This window comes from Thauera mechernichensis, assembly GCF_029588855.1.
Lineage (GTDB): Bacteria > Pseudomonadota > Gammaproteobacteria > Burkholderiales > Rhodocyclaceae > Thauera > Thauera mechernichensis.
On the sequence record NZ_JARQZE010000002.1, the window covers coordinates 84,745 to 106,984 of the forward strand.

Here is a 22,240-nt window from a genome sequence, read left to right on the forward strand (position 1 = left end):
ACGTTCCCGCAAGAGCAAGGACTTGCACGTCTTTCCTTCTGCCGTTCATGGTCTGGCAGCATGCTCGATGGTCGTGCTCTGCGTGCGCGCGGCGATCCCACAAGCGGCTAGAATGCAGGTCGAGCCCGTTGATTGAGCAGGATGATGGACGACCCTCGAGCACTTTCCGATGCCTTGCAGGCGCTGAGCGACTGGCTGGGTGGCGAGCCGGCTGACGATCCTGCGGCGGATCTTGTTGCGCTCAAGCGCCATATGCCGATCCTGGCTGCGCCGGGCATCGCTGCCGAGCGCAAGCAGGTGCTGGTCGATGAGGTGTCCGAGCGGGTGATGGACCTGGCAGAGCGCTTGCGGCCGCAGTTGCTTGCGGCCCACCTGCCGCTCGCCGCCACGGTGTTCGAGCTTACCGAGCAGGTCTGTGTCGCCCTGCTCGATGTTGCGGGGGTCTATGCAGAGCTGGTCGATGCTGGCCGGCGCTCGCTGCTGAGGGCCAGCGCTGCGCGCCAGACGCTGGCTGCCAGTGCGCTCGGGCTCGTCACCGAGGCCTGCGCGCTGTCGGGACTCGCTGCCATGCAGACGCCCGCAGGTGGCTGGCGTCTGGCGCACCGACTGGCGAGCGCGGTCGATCTTGCGGCAGGCGAGGCCTGCGCAGCACGCACTGCCTATCTCCGCCTTCTTGCGGTCGCGGTTTCGCAGCCCGAGGGGCTTACTGCGCGCGAGCTTGCCTGGTTGTTCGATTTTCTCGATGAGCGCGTCCTCGCGGTCGCCTTGCTGGCGCCCGATGCAGCGACCGAAGGCGGTGCCGTGTGGTGGATCGATCCCGGCGCCGACGCGCCGCCGGTGGCGCTCGCCCGTCGTGCAGTACCCGCGGAACTGCAGGCCGAAGGGCGGGCGTGGGCGTTCAACCCGAGGGCGATGGCACAGAAGCTCAGCGAGTGCATCGACTGGGTAACAGCACACATGACTGCGGCTGAGTTGGCAGGCAGCAGTTGCGATATCGAGCCGCTCGCAGCGGAGGAGGGGGGATTTCCTGCCGGGCTTGCGCCGCTGGAGATGCTTGCCTTGCTGCGTCGCCTGCGCATGCACTGGATGGCAACGCCTGTGCGCGAGCAGCCGCGGCGGGCGCAGCAGTACGTCATCCAGGTCAGCGTTGGCCTCAAGACCGTGTGGGAGCTCGGATGTGGATTGCGCGAGCAGGGGCGGGTGCACGAGTGGGTGGTGCTGAACGAGAGCCCCGGTGGTTACGCGATCATGAGCGCTGCGGGTGTCGATTGCGAGGTCGAGGCGGGCAGTGCGGTGGCGCTGCGGCGCGAGCACGGGCAGCCGTGGTCGGTATGCGTCGTGCGTTGGGTGCGCAGCGAGCATCCCGGACAGCTTGAACTCGGTCTGCAACTCATCGGCCCTTCATTCCAGTCCGTGAAGGTCGGTTTCCGCGGCACGGCGGCGCTCCATCCTTCACCAGCGCTTTCTCTGCCGGTCATGGAGCCGGTGCGGCGGCATCCGGCGATGCTGGCGCTGGCTGGTACCTACGCATCGCGGCGCTTTGTGTTCGTACGCGATCTGGGGCATGTCTATGTGGCACAGGCGCGCGCGCTGGGCCTGGACATGCAGACGCCCAGCGTCGAACTGTTCCAGTACGAGATCGACCCCTATCCGATCTGAACCGACGAGCGGTCTGGAACGCCGGAGGCGCGCGCGCGTGAGGGGTATAATTCGGCCCCCCGCCCTGGAATGCAGATGCCGATGCAAGAGATCCTTGTTCTTTATTACAGCCATCGTGGCTCCGTGCGTGCGCTCGCCGAGCAGATCGCGCTCGGTATCCATCAGGTTCCTGGCGCTGGCGCCAGGGTCAGGACGGTGCCACGGGTGTCTACGGTATGCGAGGCGGTCGAGGACGACATCCCGGCCGACGGTCCGCCCTACGTCGAAGCGGCTGACCTCGAGCAGTGCGCTGGCCTGGCGTTGGGCAGTCCGACCCGTTTCGGCAACATGGCTGCACCGATGAAGTACTTCCTCGACGGCCTGGCCGGCGCCTGGGTCGGCGGCGTCCTGGCAGGCAAGCCGGCCTGTGTGTTCACTTCGAGCGGCGGGCTGCATGGTGGACAGGAGAGCACCTTGCTGACGATGATGGTGCCCCTGCTGCACCACGGCATGTTGCTCATGGGCCTGCCGTACACCGAGCCCGCGCTCGCGCATACGCGAAGTGGCGGGACGCCCTATGGGGCGACCCACGTGGCCGGCATCGATGGCGCGCCGCTGCTGAGCACTGAGGAGATCACGCTGGCCAGGGCCCAGGGGCGCCGGCTCGCTGAAGTGGCGCTTCGGCTGGGGAGGAACGCATGAACCCGCAGATCTTCGTACGTGTTTCCAGCTTCGCACTGCTCGGTCTGATCGTGCTGAGCGTGGTGTGGGAGGGCTGGCTTGCGCCGCTGCGCCCCGGCGGCTCGTGGATGATTCTCAAGGCCGTGCCCTTGCTGCCCGCGGTGTTCGGTATCCTGCGCGGCAAGCGCTACACCTCGCAGTGGGTGTCGATGTTGTCGCTGCTGTACTTCACCGAGGGTGTGTTGCGCGCCACTGATCCAGGCCTGATGGGGGTGTTCGCGATCATCGAGGCTACGCTGGCTACAGCGCTGTTCGTCAGCACGACCTTCCATGCGCGCTATACCGCGCCGTCCCGCCAGCGTAGAGACTGAGCGCGCGCGGCACGGGCACGCCGGTACGCGCACGCCCCTGTGCACGCGTAGTGGCCGGTTCAAGATTTTCGCGAGTCGCGGGCACAGCCGATCATGATGACGTCCTGCGCCCGGCGGGCGATCCTGTCTCCAGAGATCGGTCATGGCCGATCTCTGCACATACACGATGCCGACCTCGCGTCGGCCACCTGTGAGAGAGAGACCGACATGAAAATTCTGATTCTCGCCGGCTGCATCGCCGGCTGTCTGACCGCACCCGTATTCGCCGCGCAGGACACCAGCGACATCGCCGTTCCCGAAGGTTACCGCAGCTGGTTCCACCATCATTCGACGCTGAACATGCAGGGCCACGAGCCAGAGGGCAACGTCGGCATCCAGCATGTCTATGCCAACCCAGCAGCCGTCGCCGGCTTGAAGGCGGGCAAGTTCGAGGACGGTGCGACCTTCGTCGTCGACCGCTTCGCCTACGTCGAAGGTCTCAATAGCTCGATCTCGCAGGGCAAGCTCAAGGTCGTGGCAGTGATGATCAAGGATGCCGCGAAATACCCCGGAACCGGCGGCTGGGGTTTCCAGGCCTTCAAGGGCGGCGATCCGAACGTCAAGGCCGTCAAGGACGGCGGCACAGCTTGCTTCTCCTGCCACATTCCGTACCAGGACAACGATTTCGTCATCACGCGCAACGCGGACTAAGGACGGGCCGCGCCCGGCACGCCCGGAGGGTCAACCGCGAACGGGCCCTCCGAGCGGAACTGCAGGCGTCCTGTGCGCCGTCAGGGGCCGACCTGGGGGTTCAGGCGTGCAGTACCGGCGTGCAGCTTGTTGAGCGCGTTCAGGTAGGCCTTGGCCGAGGCGACGATGATGTCGGTGTCGGCGCCCTGGCCGTCCATGACGCGTCCGCTCCTTGACAGGCGTACGGTGACCTCGCCCTGGGCGTCGGTGCCGGTGGTGATGGCATTGACCGAGTAGAGCAGCAGCTCGCTGCCGCTCGAAACCACCGACTCGATGGCCTTGAAAGCCGCGTCCACCGGTCCCGAGCCTTCGGCTTCGGCGTGCTTCTCGGCGCCGCCGACGGCCAGCGTGATTGCCGCCAGCGGGGTCTCTCCGGTTTCGGAGTGGAAACGGCTCGACAGCAGGCGGTAGTGCTCGAGTTCTGGGGTGACGGCTTCGTCGCGCATCAGCGCGGTCAGGTCCTCGTCGAAGATCTCGTGCTTCTTGTCGGCGAGTTCCTTGAAGCGCGCGAAGGCGTGGTTGAGGTGCTCCTCGCTCTCGATCTCGATGCCGAGCTCGATCAGGCGGGCGCGGAAGGCGTTGCGCCCGGACAGCTTGCCGAGCACCAGCTTGTTGGCACCCCAGCCGACGTCCTCGGCACGCATGATCTCGTAGGTTTCGCGATGCTTGAGCACGCCGTCCTGGTGGATGCCCGACTCGTGAGCGAAGGCATTGGCGCCGACGATGGCCTTGTTGGGCTGCACCGGGTAGCCGGTGATCTGAGACACCAGCTTGGAGGCGGGTACGATCTGGGTGGTGTCGATCCCGGTTTCGACCGGGAAGATGTCGGCGCGCGTGCGTACCGCCATGACGATTTCCTCGAGCGAGGCGTTGCCGGCGCGTTCGCCGAGCCCGTTGATCGTGCATTCGACCTGGCGTGCGCCGACGCGCACGGCGGCGAGCGAGTTCGCCACCGCGAGGCCGAGGTCGTTGTGACAGTGCACCGACCATACGACCTTGTCCGCATTGGGTACGCGTTCGATCAGGCTGCGCAGGGTCGCGGCGAACTGGTCGGGCACGTTGTAGCCGACCGTATCCGGCACGTTGATGGTCCTGGCGCCGGCTGCGATCACGGCTTCGAAGATGCGCGCGAGGAAGTCGAGTTCCGAGCGCCCGGCGTCCTCGGCCGAGAACTCGACGTCGTCGGTGAACTGGCGCGCCCAGCCGATCGCCTTGACTGCCTGCTCCACCACCTGGTCGGGCGTCATGCGCAGCTTTTTCTCCATATGGATCGGGCTGGTGGCGATGAAGGTGTGGATGCGGCCGCGTGCTGCGGGGGCGATCGCTTCACCCGAGCGCCGGATATCGGCTTCGCTGGCGCGCGCCAGCGAACAGACGGTGGACTCCTTGATCGCCTCGGCGATCGCGCGCACCGATTCGAAGTCGCCATTCGAGGCGGCGGCGAAGCCGGCCTCGATGACGTCGACCCGCATGCGCTCGAGTTGGCGGGCGATGCGCAGCTTCTCGTCGCGCGTCATCGACGCGCCCGGGCTTTGCTCGCCGTCGCGCAAGGTGGTGTCGAAGATGATCAGCTTGTCTTTCATGATTTGCTCCCGGGGTCGGAGGAATCGCCCTGCTCGGGCGCTGCAGGCGTGGCGGTCTCGACCGCCTGCGTGGTGCTTGTCGTCGTCGCCTCCAACCGATTCTGACGGCGTCGGCGCCAGCGCACCAGTGCGAAGACGTAGCCGGACGCTGCGTAGGCGAGGAAGAGTGCGAACAGGATGCCTGGCGGATAGCTGGAGATGAGTGCGAAGGCGAGCACCAGCGCGATCAACACGATGAAGGGCACGCTCTTGCGCAGGTTGATATCCTTGCCGCTCCAGAACAGCACGTTGCTGACCATGGAAACGCCCGCGAAGATGGTGAGACCGCAGGCGTACCACTGCAGTTCGGGGCCGGCGAAGCCGTTGTCCAGGCCGACCCAGACCATACCTGCGATCAGCGCAGCGGCAGCCGGGCTGGGCAGGCCCTGGAAGAAGCGCTTGTCGACGACGTCGATGTTGGTGTTGAAGCGCGCCAGGCGCAGCGCGGCGCCAGCGCAATAGATGAAGGCGGCGATCCAGCCCAGCTTGCCCAGGTCCTGCAGGGCCCATTCGTACATGACCAGGGCCGGTGCGGCACCGAAGGACACCATGTCCGACAGCGAGTCGTACTCGGCGCCGAACTCGCTCTGGGTGTTGGTGAGGCGGGCGATGCGGCCGTCCAGTCCGTCGAGCACCATGGCGACGAAGATCGCCACCGCGGCATACTCGAAGCGGTCGTTCATGGCCTGCACGATCGCATAGAAGCCGGCGAACAGCGCTGCGGTTGTAAACAGGTTGGGCAGGATGTAGATGCCGCGGCGGCGCTTGTCTAGCATCGGCAGCGGCTCTTGATCTGGGTAGGACACGTTCGGCGTCGCTTCGTGGAGTTCCGAAGCCTGGATTCTAGCGCATGCGGACAAGGGGCCGGGCGCGTCCGCTGCTTCTGTGTGGGGCCACGGTCCGATGCAATGAAAAAGGCCGGCGCCGCTTGCGCGGCACCGGCCTCTGTCAGCCGAAGGCGAAGATCAGTTCTTCGACTTGTCGACCAGGGCCTTGGCCTTGATCCAGGGCATCATCTCGCGCAGCTGGGCGCCGACCTGCTCGATCGGGTGAGCGGCGTTCAGGCGGCGGCGGGCGGTCATGCTCGGGTAGTTGGTGCGGCCCTCGAGGATGAACATCTTGGCGTATTCGCCGGTCTGGATGCGCTTGAGCGCGTTGCGCATGGCTTCGCGCGACTGCTCGTTGATGACCTCGGGACCGGTCACGTACTCGCCGTACTCGGCGTTGTTCGAGATCGAGTAGTTCATCGTCGCGATGCCGCCTTCGTACATCAGGTCGACGATCAGCTTGAGCTCGTGCAGACACTCGAAGTAGGCCATCTCGGGCGCGTAGCCGGCTTCGGTCAGGGTCTCGAAACCCATCTTCACCAGCTCGACGGCGCCGCCGCACAGCACGGCCTGCTCGCCGAAGAGGTCGGTCTCGGTCTCTTCGCGGAAGTTGGTCTCGATCACGCCGCCCTTGGTGCCGCCGTTGGCTGCGGCGTAGGACAGGGCGATGTCACGCGCCTTGCCGGACTTGTCCTGGTAAACGGCGATCAGCGACGGCACGCCGCCCCCGCGCAGGTACTCGGAACGCACGGTGTGGCCGGGGCCCTTCGGGGCGACCATGATCACGTCCAGGTCCTCGCGCGGCACGACCTGGTTGTAGTGCACGTTGAAACCGTGGGCGAAGGCGAGCACGCCGCCCTTCTTGATGTTCGGTTCGACTTCGTCCTTGTAGACCTGCGGGATGTTCTCGTCCGGCAGCAGGATCATGACGACGTCGGCGCCCTTGACGGCCTTGGCGATCTCTTCGACCTTGAGGCCGGCAGCCTTGGCCTTGTCCCACGACGAGCCGTCCTTGCGCAGGCCGACGGTGACCTTGACGCCGGAGTCGGACAGGTTCTGGGCGTGGGCATGGCCCTGCGAGCCGTAGCCGACGATGGTGACCTTCTTGCCCTTGATGAGGGAGAGGTCGGCGTCCTTGTCGTAATAAACCTTCATGTCTTTCCTTTCTTGCTTAGCGGGTCTGGAGGTGGTGCGGGGTTCTGCGAGTGTGGATGCGAGCGCGCGCAGCCTCAGAGCTTGAGTACGCGGTCGCCGCGGCCGATGCCGCACACGCCCGAGCGCACCGTCTCGAGGATCAGCGAGGGGTCGATCGCGCCGATGAAGGCGTCGAGCTTGCCCTGGTTGCCAGTCAGTTCGACGACGTAGGACGTGTCGGTGACGTCGATGATGCGGGCGCGGAAGATGTCGGTGGTGCGCTTGATCTCCTCGCGGTCCTTGCCGGTGGCGCGCACCTTGATGAGCATCAGCTCGCGCTCGATGTGGGCCGCTTCGGAGATGTCGACCACCTTGACCACCTCGATCAGCTTGTTCAGCTGCTTGGTGATCTGCTCGATGATGTCGTCCGAGCCGGTGGTGACGATCGACATGCGGGACATCGAGGCGTCCTCGGTGGGGGCCACCGTGAGCGATTCGATGTTGTAGCCGCGCGCCGAGAAAAGGCCGGACACGCGCGACAGCGCACCGGCTTCGTTTTCGATCAGGAGGGAGATGACGTGACGCATGGTGTGTTCGGGTCCGGGTTCAGCGGGAGGGCGTTCAGAGGTCTTCGGCCGACAGGATCATCTCGGTGAGACCCTTGCCGCCTTGCACCATCGGGTACACGTTCTCGGTCTGGTCGACCTGGAAGTCGAGGAAGACGAGTTCGTCCTTGTGCGTGGTGAAGGCCTCGCGCAGCGCGCCTTCGACGTCGGCCGGGCGGTCCACGCGGATGCCGACGTGGCCGTAGGACTCGGCCAGCTTGGCGAAGTCGGGCAGCGAATCCATGTAGGACTCGGAGTAGCGCCCGCCGTGGAACAGTTCCTGCCACTGGCGCACCATGCCCAGGTAGCGGTTGTTGAGGTTGCAGATCTTGATCGGCAGGCGGAACTGCTTGCAGGTCGACAGTTCCTGGATGTTCATCTGGATCGAGGCCTCGCCGGTCACGCAGGCCACCTGGCGGTCCGGGTTGGCGAGCTTGGCGCCCATGGCGTAGGGCATGCCCACGCCCATGGTGCCGAGGCCGCCAGAGTTGAGCCAGCGCCGCGGCTTGTCGAAGGCGTAGTACTGCGCGGCCCACATCTGGTGCTGGCCGACGTCGGAGGTGACGATGGCCTCGCCGCCGGTTACTTCCCACAGCTTCTGGATGACGAACTGCGGCTTGATGATCTCGTCCGAGTTCTTGTACACCATGCACTTGCGGCTGCGCCACTCGTCGACCTGCTTCCACCATGTGGCGAGCGCATCGGGGTTGGGGCGGGCCTCGCCTGCCTCGAGCTGGCGGATCATCTCCTCGAGCACTTCCTTGACGTCGCCGACGATGGGGACGTCAACCTTGACGCGCTTGGAGATGGAGGAGGGGTCGATGTCGACGTGGATGATCTTGCGCGGCTCTTCGGCAAAGTGCGCCGGGTTGCCGATGACGCGGTCGTCGAAGCGGGCGCCGACGGCGAGCAGCACGTCGGAGTAGTGCATCGCCATGTTGGCTTCGAAGGTGCCGTGCATGCCCGGCATGCCCAGGTACTGACGATCGCTGGCGGGGTAGCCGCCCAGGCCCATCAGGGTGTTGGTGATCGGGTAGCCGAGCAGGCGGGTGAGGCGGGTGATCTGTTCGGCGGCGTTGGACAGCACCACGCCGCCGCCGGTGTAGATCATCGGGCGCTTGGCTTCGAGCAGCAGCTGCACGGCCTTCTTGATCTGGCCGGAGTGGCCCTTGACTACCGGGTTGTACGAGCGCATCGAGATCTCGCGCGGATACTCGAACTCGCACTTGTGCATCGACACGTCCTTGGGAATGTCGACCAGCACGGGACCGGGGCGCCCGGTGCGCGCCAGGTAGAAGGCCTTCTTCATCGTCGCCGCGATGTCGCGCACGTCCTTGACGAGGAAGTTGTGTTTCACGCAGGGGCGGGTGATGCCGACGGTGTCGACTTCCTGGAAGGCGTCCTGGCCGATCGCCGCCGTGGGCACCTGGCCGGAGATGATCACCATCGGGATCGAATCACAGTAGGCAGTGGCGATGCCGGTGACTGCGTTGGTGGCGCCAGGGCCGGAGGTCACCAGTGCGACGCCGACCTTTTCGGTGCTGCGCGCGAAGCCGTCGGCAGCGTGTACCGCGGCCTGCTCGTGGCGCACCAGCACGTGGCGCACCTGATCCTGCTGGAACAGCGCGTCGTAAAGGAACAGCACCGCACCGCCCGGATAGCCGAAGACATACTCGACCTTTTCTTCCTGCAGGCACCTGATTACAATTTCGGCTCCGGACAGCACCATCGAAAGCTCGCTTGTTTGTTGGGGTTTGAATAAACGCAGAACGTTACCGGCCGTCCGCGGTTTGGTCAAGGCTGCGTCCCTGGTGCGTGTGCCTGTAAATCCGGGTTTTCCGATGGGCGGGGCGCGTCCGACCCCGTCTCAGGGCGGCCGGCACGCTGTCGGCGGGCCGCCTCGGGTCCGTCCTGAGCTCCACCTTTCTGTTTCAGCCTTGCCGTGCCATCGGCCAGGCGCGCTTTGCGGATGACCTCATGACACGTAGGAAGAGCAAGGCTGCCGTTGTCCGCCCTGAACCAGTCCAGGGTGGGGTGGCAGAGGGCTCGGCACGGGCCGGAAGGCCGGTGGTCGAGCTTGCCGGGTTGCGCCGACGGCTGGCGGCAATGCTTTATGAGTCCTTGCTGCTGCTCGGCGTGCTTGCGCTGACTTTCCTGATCCCCTATCTGGTGCTTGGCGTGGTGTTCGAGTTCGCGCCGCCGGGCTGGTTTGCCTGGGTACACATCTTCGCCGTACTCGGCGCCTATTTCGTCTGGTACTGGCGCCGTAACGGCCAGACCCTGTCGATGCAGACGTGGCGGCTCAAGCTCGTGCGCGCCGACGATGGCCGTGCGGTGGGCCGTGGGCAGGCCTGGCTGCGCTATGCGCTTGCGTGGCCGTCGCTGATGCTGTTCGGTGGTGGCCTGGTGTGGGCGTTGATCGATCGTGACCGTCAGTTCCTGCATGACCGCCTGGCCGGGACTTGTATCGTGCTCCTGCCGTCTTCGCCCAAAACCTGATGCAGTGATCTTCGGGGCCTCCCCTGGCGCAACCAGTCGGTCCGCTCGACGCTGGTGTCCGGCGCCAGGCAAGCGCCCCGGAACCGACCCCAACGCCAGCCTGCGGACCGCAGTCCTGGCTGCACGGAGAACAATATGCAGAACGATCAGCCCCAGACCATCCAGCGCGCCGACTACCAGCCGCTTTCGTGGACGGTGGACACCGTTGACCTCCATTTCGCCCTCGATGCCGGTGCGACAGTGGTGACCAACCGCATGCGCTGCGTGCGCAATCCTGATGCCGCGCCGGGGCCGATCCGCCTCTGGGGCGAGGCCATGGAGCGCCTCGAGCTGACCGTCGATGGTGCGCAGCCGGTGGCGTTGCGCGAGACGGGGGCGCTGCTCGAGATCGATGCCGCCGGCGAGTCCGTCATGGTCGAAGTGCGCACGCGAGTCGATCCGCGCGCCAATACAACGCTGTCCGGCCTGTATCTGTCGTCAGGCGGCTTCTTCACCCAGTGCGAGGCCGAGGGCTTTCGCCGCATCACCTGGTTCCCGGACCGGCCGGATGTGATGGCGCGCTACACGGTGACGCTGGAGGCCGACCGCGAGGCTTGCCCGGTGCTGCTGTCGAACGGCAACCTGGTGGGGCAGGGCGAGCTGCCCAACGGGCGTCACTACGCAAAGTGGGAAGACCCCTTTCCAAAGCCGTCCTACCTGTTCGCGCTGGTGGCGGCCAGGCTGGTCGCGCTCGAGCGCAAGGTGCGCACGCTGTCCGGCCGTGAGGTGCTGCTGCAGGTGTGGGTGGAGGAGGGCAACCTCGACCGTTGCGAGCATGCGATGGAGGCGCTGGTGAACTCGATGCGCTGGGACGAGGAGACCTTCGGCCTGGAGCTCGATCTCGACCGCTTCATGATCGTGGCCGTGGCCGACTTCAACATGGGGGCGATGGAGAACAAGGGGCTGAACATCTTCAACACCAAGTTCGTCCTCGCCAAACCGGACACCGCCACCGACGTCGATTACGAGAACGTCGAGAGCGTCGTTGCGCACGAGTACTTCCACAACTGGACGGGCAACCGCGTCACCTGCCGCGACTGGTTCCAGCTCACCCTCAAGGAAGGTCTCACCGTCTTCCGAGACCAGCAGTTTTCGGCCGACATGCTGGCGCGCGCTGCCGGGCCGGAGGGCGCGGCCTCGGCGCGCGCGGTCAAGCGCATCGACGACGTGCGTGTGCTGCGCGCGGCGCAGTTCCCCGAGGATGGCGGCCCGATGGCGCATCCGATCCGCCCCGACAGCTACCAGGAGATCAACAACTTCTATACCGCCACCGTGTACGAAAAGGGTGCCGAGGTCATCCGCATGCTGCACACCCTGCTCGGGCAGGAAGGTTTTCGCAATGGCATGGATCTCTACTTCAGCTATTTCGACGGCCAGGCGGTGACCTGCGACGACTTCGTGGAGGTGATGTCCGAGGCCAACAACGGCTTCGATCTCGATCAGTTCATGCGCTGGTACAGCCAGGCCGGCACCCCGCGGGTGAAGGCGAGCGGGACATGGAACGCGGCCGATGGCTGCTACGCCCTGACCCTGTCGCAGCACACCCCGGCGACGCCTGGCCAGCCCGACAAGCTGCCGCTGGTGATCCCGGTCGCGGTCGGGCTGATCGGTCCGGACGGCCGTGACCTGCCGCTGCGACTCGAAGGCGAGACCCAGGCGGGCGCCACGACGCGGGTGCTCAAGCTGACCGAGGAAGCACAGGTGTTCCGCTTCATCGGCCTTGCTGCAGAGCCGGTGCCCTCGCTGTTGCGCGGCTTCTCGGCGCCGGTCATCCTCGAGCTCGATGAGGACGACGCCCGCCTGGCCTTCCGCATGGCGCACGATGCCGACCCCTTCAACCGCTGGGATGCCGCCCAGCGTTATGCCGAGCGCGTCGTCCTGGCGATGGCGGGCGGCGCCAGTGCCGGCCTGCCGCAGGCCTTCGTCAATGCCTTCCGGGCGCTGCTTGCCGATACGCGCCTCGATCCGGCCTTCCGCGCCCAGGCGCTCGCCCTGCCGGCCGAGCCCTATCTGCTCGAGCGCATGTCCCCGGCTGATCCGGGGGCGCTGCGCACGGCGCTGATCGCGGTGATGGGAGCACTTGGCCGCGAGCTCGCAGGCGACTGGCTGCGAGTGGTCGATGGCATGCAGGTGAGCGGCCCTTATCGTTACCACCCCGGTGACGCTGGCAAGCGTGCGCTGGTCAACCTGGCCTTGCGCTACCTGTGCGCGGGTGGGCAGCCGAGTGGCCTGGCGCTCGCCGAGGCGCGCTTCGCGGCGGCGACCAACATGACCGAGCGCTTTGGCGCGCTCGCGGCGCTGGTGCAGAGCAGCAGCCCGGCACGCGGCGCGGCGCTGCTTGCCTTCCATGCGCGCTATCGCAATGACGCGCTGGTGCTCGACAAGTGGTTCGCACTGCAGGCCGGCGCATGGCGTTGGGAAGAGGGCGGGGAGCCGGCGCTGGATCGGGTCAGGGTACTGCTGAGCGATCCTGCGTTCAGTCTCGCCAATCCGAACAAGGTCTATGCCCTGCTCGGCACCTACTTCCGTGCAAACCCGGGTGAATTCCACCTCGCCGACGGTAGCGGTTATGCCTTCTGGGCCGACCAGGTGATCGCGCTCGATGCGCGCAATCCGCAGGTCGCCGCGCGTATGGCGCGTGCGCTCGAGAACTGGCGCCATTATGCGCCTGCGCTGCAGGCGCGTATCCGGCCTCAGCTCGAGCGTGTGCTTGCAAGCCCGGGGCTGTCGCCTGACGTGGCGGAGATCGTCGGCAAGGCGCTGCAGCAGTAGGTCTGCTTGCAACACCAGGGTGCAAAGCAAGACGCCGGACGATGTCCGGCGTCTTGCTGGTTGCGTTCAGCGGGGTATCAAACCCGCTCGAGCGCTCTCACTCGGCGGCGAGGTCGCCGGCGATGTAGCTCTCGAGATGCTTGATCGTCTCTTTCTGGTGACTGACGATGGACTTGACCATGTCGCCGATCGTCACGATGCCGAGCACCTTGCCTTCCTCGACCACGGGGAGGTGACGGAAGCGGCGTTCGGTCATGATCGACATCACCTCGTCCACCTGGTGACTGAGCGAGACGGTGTGCGGGTTTGCCGTCATCAGGTCGCCCACCTTCACGTCGCGCGACATCAGGCCCTTGAGTACGACCTTGCGGGCGTAGTCACGCTCGGTGAAGATTCCGACCAGGCGATCGTTGTCGATGACCAGCACCGAGCCAACGTCGAATTGCGCCATCAGGGAGAGGGCATCGAAGACCGAATCGGTGGGCCGCACCGCATGAAAGGTTGCGCCCTTTTGTTCCAGGATCTGTCTTACGCTCGTCGCCATCTTTTCAATCCCCCATCCTTGTTTATGTGCAGGCCGCAGGTGCGCGGTGTTCTTGTACCCCGTTTTTAACCATAACTGGGCATGGACGCAAGGCCGGAGGAACCCTGACGGGCGTCAGATCTCCAGGTTGTCGATCAGCCGTGTCTTGCCCAGACGCGCGGCTGCGAGGACGACGAGTGCATCGTCCAGGTGCACCGGCGGTTGCAGGTCGGCACGCCGGCGCACCGCGATGTAGTCCGGTTGCCAGCCAGCGGCCTCGAGTTCTGCCATGGCCTCGGTCTCGAGTTTGAGCAGGTCATGGTCGCCGCTGCGCACCGCGTCGCGGATGCGGCACAGCAGGCGGTGGAGCAGGGGCGCGCGGCGGCGTTCTTCGGCGCTCAGGTAGCCATTGCGCGAGGACAGCGCAAGGCCGTCGTCGGCGCGCACCGTGTCTCCCGGCAACACCTCGACCGGCATCGCCATCTCGCGCACCATGTTGCTCAACACCATCAGTTGCTGGTAGTCCTTCTTGCCGAACAGGGCGACGTCGGGCTGCACGATGTTGAGCAGCTTCATCACCACGGTCGCCACGCCACGGAAATGGCCCGGGCGGAATTCGCCCTCCAGGATGGAGACCTGTGCCGGCGCGGGTTCCACATGGTAGCGCTGGGGCTGCGGGTACATGACCTGCTCGTCGGGCGCAAACAGGTGCGCCACGCCGGCCGCTTCGAGCTTCTCGCAGTCGGCGGCAAAGGTGCGCGGGTAGTGGTCGAAGTCCTCGCCGGCGCCGAACTGCAGGCGGTTGACGAAGATGCTCGCAATCACACAGTCGGCGTGCGCGCGGGCCTGTCGCATCAGCGCAATATGGCCCTCGTGCAGGTTGCCCATGGTCGGCACGAAGGCCACTCGGCCTGCCTGCGCGCGCGCGCTGCGCAGGCTCTCGATGGTGTGGTGGATCTGCATTGCGTCCTGGTCTTGCGTAGGGTGTGCTGGAAAGGGGGCGAGGCCGGCGAACCGGCCGTTCAGTAGCAGTGTTCGGCGGCCGGGAAGCTGCCGTCCTTGACGGCGGCGGCGTAGCGCGCCACGGCGTCCTCGATGCTGGTCGCGCCGTCCATGAAGTTGCGCACAAAGCGTGCGGTCTTGCCGTGGAATACGCCGAGCATGTCGTGCAGCACCAGCACCTGGCCATCGCAGCCTGCCCCCGCGCCGATGCCGATGGTGGCCATACTGCTCAGACTGCGCGTGATCGTGCTGGCAAGCTCGGCGGGCACCATCTCCATCACCATCAGCGCCGCGCCGGCCTGCTCGAGGGCGAGGGCGTCGGCCTTGAGCCGCGCCGCGCCTTCCTCGCTGCGACCCTGTACGCGATAGCCGCCAAGCTGGTGTACTGCCTGCGGGGTGAGGCCGATGTGGGCGCAGACGGGTACGCCGCGCTCGACCAGGAAGCGGATCGTGTCGGCCATGAACTCGCCACCCTCGAGTTTCACCATCTGGGCACCGGCCGCCATCAGGCGTGCGGCGTTGCGCATGGCTTGCTCGCGGTTCTCGTGATAGCTGCCGAAGGGCATGTCTGTGACGATGAACGGGCGGGCATTGGCACGCGCCACGCACTCGGTGTGGTAGGCCATCTGCTCGAGTGTGACCGGCAGCGTGGATTTCTGGCCTTGCAGCACGTTGCCGAGCGAGTCGCCGATGAGGATGCTGTCGACGCCGGCGCGGCCGAGCAGAGCGGCAAAGCTTGCGTCATAACAGGTGAGCATGGCGATCTTGCGGCCTTCGGCGCGCATCTTGCCAAGTTCGAACAGACTGACGGGTTTCTGGTCCTGGAGGTAGCTCATGGGTCACTCCTGAAGGGAGCCCGGAGTTTTCACCAAAGTGGTGCATTGCACAAGTGTGACGCTGCGCCGGCTGGGTGTCCGGTGGCGAATCCGGGCCCGGGCAAGGGGCTCAGCCCGCGTAGCCGAAGAACTCGCGATAGCCCCGCATCTCGCGCAGGCGTTCGAGCAGGAGCTCGAAATCCTCGTCCTTGTCGACCGGGTTGAGGACGCCAGCGTCGACGATGAACAGCGGTGCTGCGTCGTACTGGTAGAAGTAGCGCGTGTAGCGGTTGGCGACCTGCTCGAGGTAGAGCTCGGTGATGCGACGCTCGGCGTCCAGTCCGCGCTTGCGGACGCGCTCCATCAGGGTGTCCGGGCGCGCCTGCAGATAGATCACGAGGTCGGGCCGGGGCGGTTCGACCTGCTGCACGCTGTCGTGCACGCGCTGGTAGAGCGCGAGTTCGTCCGCCCCCAGGTTCTGCTCTGCAAACAGGCGGTCCTTGTCGAGCAGGAAGTCCGACACCACGCGGCGGTCGCCGTCGACCGGGCCGAGTGCGGCGAGCTGGTCCAGGCGCTGGAACAGGAAGGACACCTGCGTCGCCAGCGCCCAGCGCTCCGCGTTCTGGTAGAAGCGCCCGAGGAAGGGGTTGTGTTCGGCCTGCTCGAGCAGGGTTTCGGCCTGAAGGCGTTCGGCCAGACGACGGGCGAGAGAGGTCTTGCCGGCGCCGATAGGGCCTTCGACGACGATGTAGCGGGCTTTGTCGAGCATGCGGGGCGCCTTCGTCAGCTGCGAAAGATGAAATAGACGGCACCGAGCATACACAGCGCCGCCCATAGATAGTCAAGCTTGAGCGGCTGTTTCATGTACAGCACGACGAAGGGGATGAACACGAGCAGCGTGATCACCTCCTGCATGATCTTGAGCTGCGCGAGGCTCAATGTGGTTGCACCGATCCTGTTTGCCGGCACCTGCAGCAGGTACTCGAACAGTGCGATGCCCCAGCTCACGAGAGCGGCTACGTACCACGCCTTGCTCTGCATGTTCTTGAGGTGTCCGTACCAGGCGAAGGTCATGAACACGTTGGAGGCGGTGAGCAGCAGGGCGGTCTGCAACCATACCGGGCTAGCGGTTGCGGCCGATGTAGCGGACTGGAGCCAGACAGGCATGGGAACCTCGGAAGGCGCAGTGGTGCGTCGGTATTTCTTGGGCGGGGTGGGGGGCGTGCTGCTGCGGTGGCGGCGGCTGTTCAGTGGCGGCTGATGGCCTGGTCGGCAACGCCCGCGAGCAGGTCGCTGACCGCGCCGCGGCGCGGAATGTGCAGGCCCGGCGCAATCTCGGCGAGCGGCACGAGCGTGAACGCGCGCAGATGCATGCGCGGATGCGGGACTTGCAGGTCGGGCTCGTCGATGATCGCCTCGCCATGCAGCAGCAGGTCGAGATCCATCGTTCGCGGTGCCATGTGAAAATCGCGCGTGCGTCCGCCCTCGCGCTCGATCATCAGCAAGGCTTCGAGCAGGACGCGTGCTTCGAGGCTGGTGGACAGTTCGATGACCGCGTTGATGTAGTCGGGCTGGCCTACCACCCCGACCGGTGCGCTGCGGTACAGCGCGGAGCGGGCCAGGACCTGCGTTGATGGCAACGCGTCCAGGCGCTGTAGGGCAAGTGCAAAAGCGGCGACAGGGTCGCCGAGGTTTGCGCCGAAGGCGACGAACGCGCGTACCGGGGGGCTCATGAGGCGTTCAGGCGCCTTCCGGCGCCGTGCCGGCCTCGCCGCCCCCCGCGGGCTTGCGCCGACGGCGGCGCTTCTTCTTCGCCGGACTGGTTTCGGCAGGCGCCTGGCGCAGCAATGCCTCACGCTCGTCATGACCGGCATGGGCGAAGTCGTTCCACCAGTCGACGATCTCCATCGGGATCTCACCCGCCTGCGCGCGCAGGCGCAGGAAGTCCCATCCGGCGCGGTAGCGCGGCTGCTCGATGAGGCGGTAGGGCGTCTTGCCGCTGCGCTTGTCGAAGCGCGGCTGCAGCGCCCAGATGTCCTTGATGTCGCCCGCGATGCGGCGCGTGATCGCCAGCTTGCCGGCTTGCGCGTCGAGGACTTCGTCCATGGCCTCGAACAGTGCAGGTTGGCCGGCCTCGCCTGCCACCTTCCTGCGCTCCCAGGCGGCGAGGACCTCATGCCAGAGCAGGGTGGCGAACAGGAAGCCGGGCGACACCGACTTGTCCTGGCGGACGCGCTCGTCGGTGTTCTGCAGCGACAGCCAAACGAAGCGTTCGCCCATAGGCTGCTCGAGGATGACGTCGAGCAGGGGCAGCAGGCCGTGGTGCAGGCCTTCTTCGCGCAACTGCTGCAGGCATTTGACGGCGTGGCCCGAGAACAGCAGCTTGAGCATTTCGTCGAAGAGCCGCGCCGCCGGGACGTTCTCGAGCAGCACGCCCATCTCGCGGATGGGGTGGCGCGCGGCAGGGTCGATCGTCAGACCGAGCTTGGCGGCCAGGCGCACGGCGCGCAGCATGCGAACCGGGTCTTCGCGGTAGCGTGTGCGCGGGTCGCCGATCATGCGCAGGGTGCGCTGTTCGATGTCGGCAACGCCGTGGTGGTAGTCGATGATGGTCTCGGTGCCCGGGTCGTAGTACAGGGCGTTGACCGTGAAGTCGCGGCGGGTGGCGTCTTCTTCCTGGTTACCGAAGACGTTGTCGCGCAGCACGCGGCCGTGTTCGTCGGTTTCGGCCGATTCGGCGTCCTGGCTGGCGCGAAAGGTGGAGACCTCGATGGTCTCCGGCCCACTCATCACATGCACGATCTTGAAGCGGCGGCCGATGATGCGCGAACGCCGGAAAGCCGCGCGCACCTGTTCGGGGGTGGCGCTGGTGGCGACATCGAAATCCTTCGGCGGTTGGCCGATGAGCAGGTCGCGCACCGCGCCGCCAACGACGAAGGCCGTATAGCCTTGCTCCTGCAGTGTCATGCACACCTTGCGCGCGGCAGGCGACAGCTGCTCTCGCCGGATGCCGTGGCGTTCGAGCGGGATGCGGGCGGGTTGGTGGCGGACGGTGGGCGCCGGGCGCTTGAAGACCTTGCGCAGCAGCTTGCGGATCATTGGGGAAGGCGTCGTGCTTGCATAAGCCGCCAATGATAACCGATCGCCCCGTTGCGGCGGTGCGCCTTCCCCCGCCCGCGCATTCAGCGCAGCGAGATCACCGGCCAGCCCTGCGCGGTGGCATGGGCGCGCAAGGTGTCATCCGGATCGACCGCGACCGGGTTGGACACGCGCCCCATCAGCGGCAGGTCGTTGTGCGAGTCGCTGTAGAACCAGCTGTGCTCGAAGCTGCCCATGTGCAGGCCGAGCGATTCCAGCCAGGCTTCGACACGTTCGATCTTGCCGGCCTTGAAGGCCGGCGTGCCGCGGGGCTTGCCGGTGAAGGCGCCGCCCTCCTGGGCGGGGATCGTCGCTACCAGGTGCGGGATGCCGAACTCGCGCACGATCGGTCCGGTGACGAAGGCATTGGTTGCGGTCACCACCGCAACCAGAGCGCCATCGTCCATGTGCTGGCGGGCCAGCGTTCGTGCCTTGGCCGTGATCATCGGGCGTATCACGACGTCCATGAACTCGCGATGCCAGGTGTCGAGCTGGGCGCGCGGGTGGCGCGCCAGCGGTGCGAGCTGGAAGTCGAGGAAGGCAAAGATGTCCAGCGTGCCGGCCTTGTAATGCTCGTAGAACTCGATGTTCTTCGCTTCCTGGACTTCGCGGTCGAGGACGCCCTTGCCGATCAGGAACTGGGCCCAGGCAAAATCCGAGTCGCCGGCAAGCAGGGTGTTGTCGAGGTCGAAGAGGGCGAGGTTCAAGGCGGTGCTCCGTTGGCTGGTAGGTCGTATTGGTGAGGGGCTGAGTGCGTGAGAGGGCTCAGATCTCGAGCCCGTGCTGCATCATCTCGCGCAGCAGGGGCAGGGTGATCGGACGCTTGCGTTCGAGCGAGGCGGCGTCGAGCGCATCGAGCACGGTGCGCAGGCTGGCGAGGTCGCGGCGGCCATGGCGCAGCAGGAAGTCGATCACTTCGTCCGACAGACGCAGGCCGCGCCGCTCGGCGAGCGTGCCAAGGATGCCTGCGCGCGAATCGTCGTCGAGCGGCTGTACCTCGTAGATCAGGCACTGGCCGACGCGGGTGCGCAGGTCCTCGCGCAAGTTCAGGCCGAGCGGGGCTGACGGACCGGCGAGCAGCAGCGACTGGCCGTTGCCGCGGGCACGGTTGAAGGCGTTGAAGAGCGCGATCTGGGCCTCGGCGCCCAATTGGTCTACATCGTCCACCGCCACCATGGCGTCGGGCGTTTCGGGCAGGTTGTCGTCGATGTCGGCAGCGGTGAACAGGTGAGCGGGGCGGCCGCTTTCGCGCGCGAGGGCCGCCGCTGCGCGCAGAAGATGACTGCGTCCGCTGCCGGGCGCGCCCCAGAGGTAGACATGGCGCACCGGCAGCTGCCGCGCCGTACCCAGGCTGGCGAGCAGCGACACGGTTGCGACCAGCTCGGCATTGGTGCCGGCGACGAAATTCTCCAGGGTCGGTGGCGTGTCAGGGCGGATGTCGAGGACGAGCTGTTTCATTTTTCGCCCTCGTCAGCGGTAGGTGGCGTAGCACCGTCGCGGCCCAGGTAAACCGGGCTGGCGTACCAGGCACCTCGTATCTCGCGCAGACCCACCAGCAATGCTGCACTCACTGGCAGCGCCACCAGCACGCCGACAAAGCCGAACAGCTGGCCGAACGCCATGAGCGCAAAGATAACCGCCAGCGGGTGCAGGCCGATGCGCTCGCCGACCAGGTAGGGGGTGAGCAGGAAGCTCTCGAGCAGCTGGCCGAGGCTGTACACCACGGCAACCCCGAGCAGCGGCGTGATGCCCTCGCCCTGCAGTAGCGCGGCCATGATCGCCAGCAACAGGCCGCCACCAAAACCGACGAAGGGGATGAACACCAGCAGGCCGGTGAGCACGCCCACCGGCAGGGCGAACTTGAGTCCGGCCAGCCACAGCCCGACGCTGTAGAAGACCGCGAGCAGCAGCATCACCGAGAGCTGGCCGCGCAGGAACTCGGACATCACCGAATCGATGTCGCCGATGATGCGCAGCGTGCGCTCGAGCATCGGCCGCGGCACGATGCGCTGCAGTTCGGCAAGGATGCGCGGCCACTCCTGCAGCAGATAGAACATTACCAGCGGAATCAGGAACAGGTTGGCGACGAAGGCGATCACCGCCATGCCCCCGGTCTTGAGGTGCCCGAGCATGATCGGCAGCAGGTCCTGCGCACTGTCCCAGTGGTCGGTCAGGAGCTTGCGGAACTGCTCGGCATCGAGCTTGATCTCTGCGCCCAGCCGGGCCTGCAGCAGGGGGGCGACCTCGGCATTGAAGAGCTCGATCAGCTCGGGCAGGCGGCGCACCAGCAGTACGCCTTCGCGATACACCATTGGCAGCAGGATCAAGGCCAGGGCCACCAGTAGCAGGCCGAGGCCGATGATCACCAGCAGCACGGCGAGCGCGCGTGGCACGCGGCGCGCGACCATCCAATTGACGGCCGGGTCGCAGATGTAGGCGAACACCGCGGCAATCACGAAGGGCGTCAGGATCGGGCCGAGCAGCCAGAACAGGCCGACCAGTGCGATACCGGTCGCCATCCAGACGCGGGTTTGCAGGCGATCGGCGCGGGCAGTGTTCATTTCAAGTAAAATCGCGGACTTGGCGCGGGCGTCAGCCGCCCGCGGAACCCGTAAATGTAGCCACTTGGCGTGGCGGCCTCAAGTTGAGTGCGCCGCCGGGTGGCCCCGCCCTGCATTTCTTGCGAGCCCAGAGGACCGACCTTGAGCGCACCCACCTCTCCCAATCAAGCCTCCCTTTCCTACCGCGACGCCGGTGTGGACATCGAAGCCGGCGACGCCCTGGTCGACCGCATCAAGCCTTTCGCCAAGCGCACCATGCGTCCCGAGGTGCTGGGCGGCATCGGCGGTTTCGGCGCACTGTTCGAACTGTCGAAGAAGTACAAGGAGCCGGTGCTGGTGTCGGGCACCGACGGCGTCGGCACCAAGCTCAAGCTCGCCTTCCAGCTCGACAAGCATGACACCGTTGGCCAGGATCTGGTGGCAATGAGCGTCAACGACATCCTGGTGCAGGGTGCCGAGCCGCTGTTCTTCCTCGACTACTTCGCCTGCGGCAAGCTCGACGTAGACACTGCCGCCGACGTGGTCAAGGGCATCGCCCAGGGCTGCGAGCTGGCCGGTTGCGCGCTGATTGGCGGCGAGACCGCCGAGATGCCGGGCATGTACCCGGCCGGCGAGTACGACCTCGCCGGCTTTGCCGTTGGCGCGGTGGAGAAGGCCGACATCATCGACGGCAGCAGGATCGTACCGGGCGACGTGGTTCTCGGCCTCGCCTCGAGCGGCGCGCACTCCAATGGCTACTCGCTGATCCGCAAGATCATCGACGTCGCCCAGCCCGACCTCGACGCCGACTTCCACGGCCGCAAGCTGCGCGACGTGGTGATGGAGCCGACCCGCATCTACGTCAAGCCGCTACTGGCGCTGATGCAGGCGCAACCCGGTGTGGTGAAGGGCATGGCCCACATCACCGGCGGTGGCATCACCGAGAACGTGCCGCGCATCCTGCGCGACGAGCTCACCGCCCGCATCGACGCCGCGAGCTGGACGCTGCCGCCGCTGTTCCAGTGGCTGCAGAAGGAAGGCAACGTCGACATGCAGGAGATGTACCGCGTGTTCAACTGCGGCATCGGCATGGCGGTCGTCGTTGCAGCGGCGGATGCGGATGCGGCCGAGGCTGCGCTCAAGGCGGCGGGCGAGGCGGTGTACCGGATCGGCCGCATCGATGCGCGCAAGGCTGGAGAGGCGCAGACCATCGTCGGCTGAGGTCGACAGCGGCGGCGGCGGCGGGCCGGCGCATGGCACTCCGGCGGGCGCCGTGTGCCGGGCAGGATGCCTGAGGAGGCTCGA

General features: G+C 66.3%; 22 protein-coding genes. 7 read left to right on the forward strand and 15 right to left on the reverse strand.

Features of this window, described 5'->3' with window-relative positions:
* Positions 1-144 precede the first annotated feature (144 nt).
* The 4 genes from P7F68_RS03260 (at position 145) to P7F68_RS03275 (ending at position 3,380) form a co-directional block, all read left to right on the forward strand.
* Positions 145-1,659, forward strand: coding sequence for a hypothetical protein (locus P7F68_RS03260; RefSeq protein WP_277830700.1), 1,515 nt, complete (start codon positions 145-147; stop codon positions 1,657-1,659).
* Between the two features lie 81 nt (positions 1,660-1,740).
* Positions 1,741-2,340: an NAD(P)H:quinone oxidoreductase gene (gene wrbA / locus P7F68_RS03265; protein ID WP_002923628.1), complete on the forward strand. Its 600-nt coding sequence runs from the start codon at positions 1,741-1,743 to the stop codon at positions 2,338-2,340.
* The gene (locus P7F68_RS03270) at positions 2,337-2,690 is read left to right on the forward strand and encodes a DUF2069 domain-containing protein (RefSeq protein WP_002935870.1); all 354 of its coding nucleotides are present in this window, start codon (positions 2,337-2,339) and stop codon (positions 2,688-2,690) included. The genes wrbA and P7F68_RS03270 overlap by 4 nt, the downstream gene beginning before the upstream one ends.
* Before the next feature lie 93 nt (positions 2,691-2,783).
* Positions 2,784-3,380, forward strand: coding sequence for a cytochrome P460 family protein (locus tag P7F68_RS03275; protein WP_277830707.1), 597 nt, complete (start codon positions 2,784-2,786; stop codon positions 3,378-3,380).
* Between the two features lie 80 nt (positions 3,381-3,460).
* Here the strand turns inward: P7F68_RS03275 and P7F68_RS03280 are convergent, their stop codons facing one another.
* The 5 genes from P7F68_RS03280 to P7F68_RS03300 form a co-directional block, all read right to left on the reverse strand.
* On the reverse strand, positions 3,461-5,002 hold the full coding sequence (locus P7F68_RS03280) for a 2-isopropylmalate synthase (protein WP_002923631.1): 1,542 nt from the start codon (positions 5,000-5,002) through the stop codon (positions 3,461-3,463).
* Positions 4,999-5,817 carry a CDP-diacylglycerol--serine O-phosphatidyltransferase gene (pssA, locus tag P7F68_RS03285; protein WP_002923634.1) on the reverse strand — a complete coding sequence of 273 codons (819 nt, stop codon included), beginning with the start codon at positions 5,815-5,817 and terminating at the stop codon, positions 4,999-5,001. The genes P7F68_RS03280 and pssA overlap by 4 nt, the downstream gene beginning before the upstream one ends.
* 189 nt (positions 5,818-6,006) lie before the next feature.
* Entirely contained in the window at positions 6,007-7,023 is a 1,017-nt protein-coding gene (gene ilvC / locus P7F68_RS03290) for a ketol-acid reductoisomerase (RefSeq protein ID WP_002923637.1), read from the reverse strand.
* A gap of 74 nt (positions 7,024-7,097) precedes the next feature.
* Positions 7,098-7,589, reverse strand: a complete 492-nt coding sequence (gene ilvN / locus P7F68_RS03295; protein WP_002923638.1) for an acetolactate synthase small subunit — start codon at positions 7,587-7,589, stop codon at positions 7,098-7,100.
* A gap of 34 nt (positions 7,590-7,623) precedes the next feature.
* Positions 7,624-9,336 carry an acetolactate synthase 3 catalytic subunit gene (locus P7F68_RS03300; RefSeq protein WP_277830711.1) on the reverse strand — a complete coding sequence of 571 codons (1,713 nt, stop codon included), beginning with the start codon at positions 9,334-9,336 and terminating at the stop codon, positions 7,624-7,626.
* A gap of 248 nt (positions 9,337-9,584) precedes the next feature.
* Between P7F68_RS03300 and P7F68_RS03305 the strand changes: the two genes are divergently transcribed.
* Entirely contained in the window at positions 9,585-10,106 is a 522-nt protein-coding gene (locus P7F68_RS03305; protein WP_232433184.1) for an RDD family protein, read from the forward strand.
* Between the two features lie 135 nt (positions 10,107-10,241).
* A complete protein-coding gene (gene pepN, locus P7F68_RS03310; RefSeq protein ID WP_277830714.1) occupies positions 10,242-12,917 on the forward strand; it encodes an aminopeptidase N in 2,676 nt (891 codons plus the stop codon).
* Between the two features lie 97 nt (positions 12,918-13,014).
* Here pepN and P7F68_RS03315 read toward each other — a convergent pair whose 3' ends face one another.
* From P7F68_RS03315 to P7F68_RS03360, 10 genes are all read right to left on the reverse strand, one after another.
* The gene (locus tag P7F68_RS03315) at positions 13,015-13,461 is read right to left on the reverse strand and encodes a CBS domain-containing protein (RefSeq protein WP_002923644.1); all 447 of its coding nucleotides are present in this window, start codon (positions 13,459-13,461) and stop codon (positions 13,015-13,017) included.
* A gap of 114 nt (positions 13,462-13,575) precedes the next feature.
* On the reverse strand, positions 13,576-14,403 hold the full coding sequence (panC, locus tag P7F68_RS03320) for a pantoate--beta-alanine ligase (protein ID WP_002923645.1): 828 nt from the start codon (positions 14,401-14,403) through the stop codon (positions 13,576-13,578).
* Between the two features lie 59 nt (positions 14,404-14,462).
* Positions 14,463-15,278 (reverse strand): 3-methyl-2-oxobutanoate hydroxymethyltransferase, encoded by an 816-nt coding sequence (gene panB, locus P7F68_RS03325; protein ID WP_002923649.1) that lies wholly within the window; start codon positions 15,276-15,278, stop codon positions 14,463-14,465.
* Between the two features lie 109 nt (positions 15,279-15,387).
* The gene (locus P7F68_RS03330; protein WP_002935859.1) at positions 15,388-16,026 is read right to left on the reverse strand and encodes a deoxynucleoside kinase; all 639 of its coding nucleotides are present in this window, start codon (positions 16,024-16,026) and stop codon (positions 15,388-15,390) included.
* Between the two features lie 14 nt (positions 16,027-16,040).
* Positions 16,041-16,424, reverse strand: coding sequence for a DMT family protein (locus P7F68_RS03335; RefSeq protein WP_037983894.1), 384 nt, complete (start codon positions 16,422-16,424; stop codon positions 16,041-16,043).
* Positions 16,425-16,504: 80 nt separating this feature from the next.
* Complete coding sequence (gene folK, locus P7F68_RS03340) at positions 16,505-16,990, reverse strand: 2-amino-4-hydroxy-6-hydroxymethyldihydropteridine diphosphokinase (RefSeq protein ID WP_002935855.1); 486 nt, start codon at positions 16,988-16,990, stop codon at positions 16,505-16,507.
* A 7-nt stretch (positions 16,991-16,997) separates the two neighbouring features.
* Positions 16,998-18,356, reverse strand: a complete 1,359-nt coding sequence (gene pcnB, locus P7F68_RS03345) for a polynucleotide adenylyltransferase PcnB (RefSeq protein WP_002935853.1) — start codon at positions 18,354-18,356, stop codon at positions 16,998-17,000.
* An 83-nt stretch (positions 18,357-18,439) separates the two neighbouring features.
* Positions 18,440-19,102 carry a histidinol-phosphatase gene (locus tag P7F68_RS03350; protein WP_002935851.1) on the reverse strand — a complete coding sequence of 221 codons (663 nt, stop codon included), beginning with the start codon at positions 19,100-19,102 and terminating at the stop codon, positions 18,440-18,442.
* A 58-nt stretch (positions 19,103-19,160) separates the two neighbouring features.
* Positions 19,161-19,853, reverse strand: coding sequence for a DnaA regulatory inactivator Hda (hda, locus tag P7F68_RS03355; protein WP_277830724.1), 693 nt, complete (start codon positions 19,851-19,853; stop codon positions 19,161-19,163).
* Entirely contained in the window at positions 19,850-20,956 is a 1,107-nt protein-coding gene (locus tag P7F68_RS03360) for an AI-2E family transporter (RefSeq protein WP_002935842.1), read from the reverse strand. Before P7F68_RS03360 ends, hda begins: the two co-directional genes overlap by 4 nt.
* 141 nt (positions 20,957-21,097) lie before the next feature.
* On the opposite strand from P7F68_RS03360, the gene purM reads away from it, so the two are divergent.
* Positions 21,098-22,156: a phosphoribosylformylglycinamidine cyclo-ligase gene (purM, locus tag P7F68_RS03365; protein ID WP_002923667.1), complete on the forward strand. Its 1,059-nt coding sequence runs from the start codon at positions 21,098-21,100 to the stop codon at positions 22,154-22,156.
* Positions 22,157-22,240: the final 84 nt, after the last annotated feature.

What these genes read in the sequence shown, in the direction of transcription:
- P7F68_RS03315 (WP_002923644.1), bottom strand. Translation starts at nt 13,461, where the DNA reads ATGGCGACGAGCGTAAGACAGATCCTGGAACAAAAGGGCGCAACCTTT.
- P7F68_RS03280 (WP_002923631.1), bottom strand. Translation starts at nt 5,002, where the DNA reads ATGAAAGACAAGCTGATCATCTTCGACACCACCTTGCGCGACGGCGAG.
- wrbA (WP_002923628.1), top strand. Translation starts at nt 1,741, where the DNA reads ATGCAAGAGATCCTTGTTCTTTATTACAGCCATCGTGGCTCCGTGCGT.
- P7F68_RS03305 (WP_232433184.1), top strand. Translation starts at nt 9,585, where the DNA reads ATGACACGTAGGAAGAGCAAGGCTGCCGTTGTCCGCCCTGAACCAGTC.
- panC (WP_002923645.1), bottom strand. Translation starts at nt 14,403, where the DNA reads ATGCAGATCCACCACACCATCGAGAGCCTGCGCAGCGCGCGCGCGCAG.
- hda (WP_277830724.1), bottom strand. Translation starts at nt 19,853, where the DNA reads ATGAAACAGCTCGTCCTCGACATCCGCCCTGACACGCCACCGACCCTG.
- P7F68_RS03335 (WP_037983894.1), bottom strand. Translation starts at nt 16,424, where the DNA reads ATGCCTGTCTGGCTCCAGTCCGCTACATCGGCCGCAACCGCTAGCCCG.
- ilvC (WP_002923637.1), bottom strand. Translation starts at nt 7,023, where the DNA reads ATGAAGGTTTATTACGACAAGGACGCCGACCTCTCCCTCATCAAGGGC.
- P7F68_RS03275 (WP_277830707.1), top strand. Translation starts at nt 2,784, where the DNA reads ATGATGACGTCCTGCGCCCGGCGGGCGATCCTGTCTCCAGAGATCGGT.
- pcnB (WP_002935853.1), bottom strand. Translation starts at nt 18,356, where the DNA reads ATGATCCGCAAGCTGCTGCGCAAGGTCTTCAAGCGCCCGGCGCCCACC.
- folK (WP_002935855.1), bottom strand. Translation starts at nt 16,990, where the DNA reads ATGAGCCCCCCGGTACGCGCGTTCGTCGCCTTCGGCGCAAACCTCGGC.
- P7F68_RS03300 (WP_277830711.1), bottom strand. Translation starts at nt 9,336, where the DNA reads ATGGTGCTGTCCGGAGCCGAAATTGTAATCAGGTGCCTGCAGGAAGAA.
- P7F68_RS03270 (WP_002935870.1), top strand. Translation starts at nt 2,337, where the DNA reads ATGAACCCGCAGATCTTCGTACGTGTTTCCAGCTTCGCACTGCTCGGT.
- P7F68_RS03360 (WP_002935842.1), bottom strand. Translation starts at nt 20,956, where the DNA reads ATGAACACTGCCCGCGCCGATCGCCTGCAAACCCGCGTCTGGATGGCG.
- pepN (WP_277830714.1), top strand. Translation starts at nt 10,242, where the DNA reads ATGCAGAACGATCAGCCCCAGACCATCCAGCGCGCCGACTACCAGCCG.
- P7F68_RS03330 (WP_002935859.1), bottom strand. Translation starts at nt 16,026, where the DNA reads ATGCTCGACAAAGCCCGCTACATCGTCGTCGAAGGCCCTATCGGCGCC.
- P7F68_RS03260 (WP_277830700.1), top strand. Translation starts at nt 145, where the DNA reads ATGGACGACCCTCGAGCACTTTCCGATGCCTTGCAGGCGCTGAGCGAC.
- panB (WP_002923649.1), bottom strand. Translation starts at nt 15,278, where the DNA reads ATGAGCTACCTCCAGGACCAGAAACCCGTCAGTCTGTTCGAACTTGGC.
- ilvN (WP_002923638.1), bottom strand. Translation starts at nt 7,589, where the DNA reads ATGCGTCACGTCATCTCCCTCCTGATCGAAAACGAAGCCGGTGCGCTG.
- pssA (WP_002923634.1), bottom strand. Translation starts at nt 5,817, where the DNA reads ATGCTAGACAAGCGCCGCCGCGGCATCTACATCCTGCCCAACCTGTTT.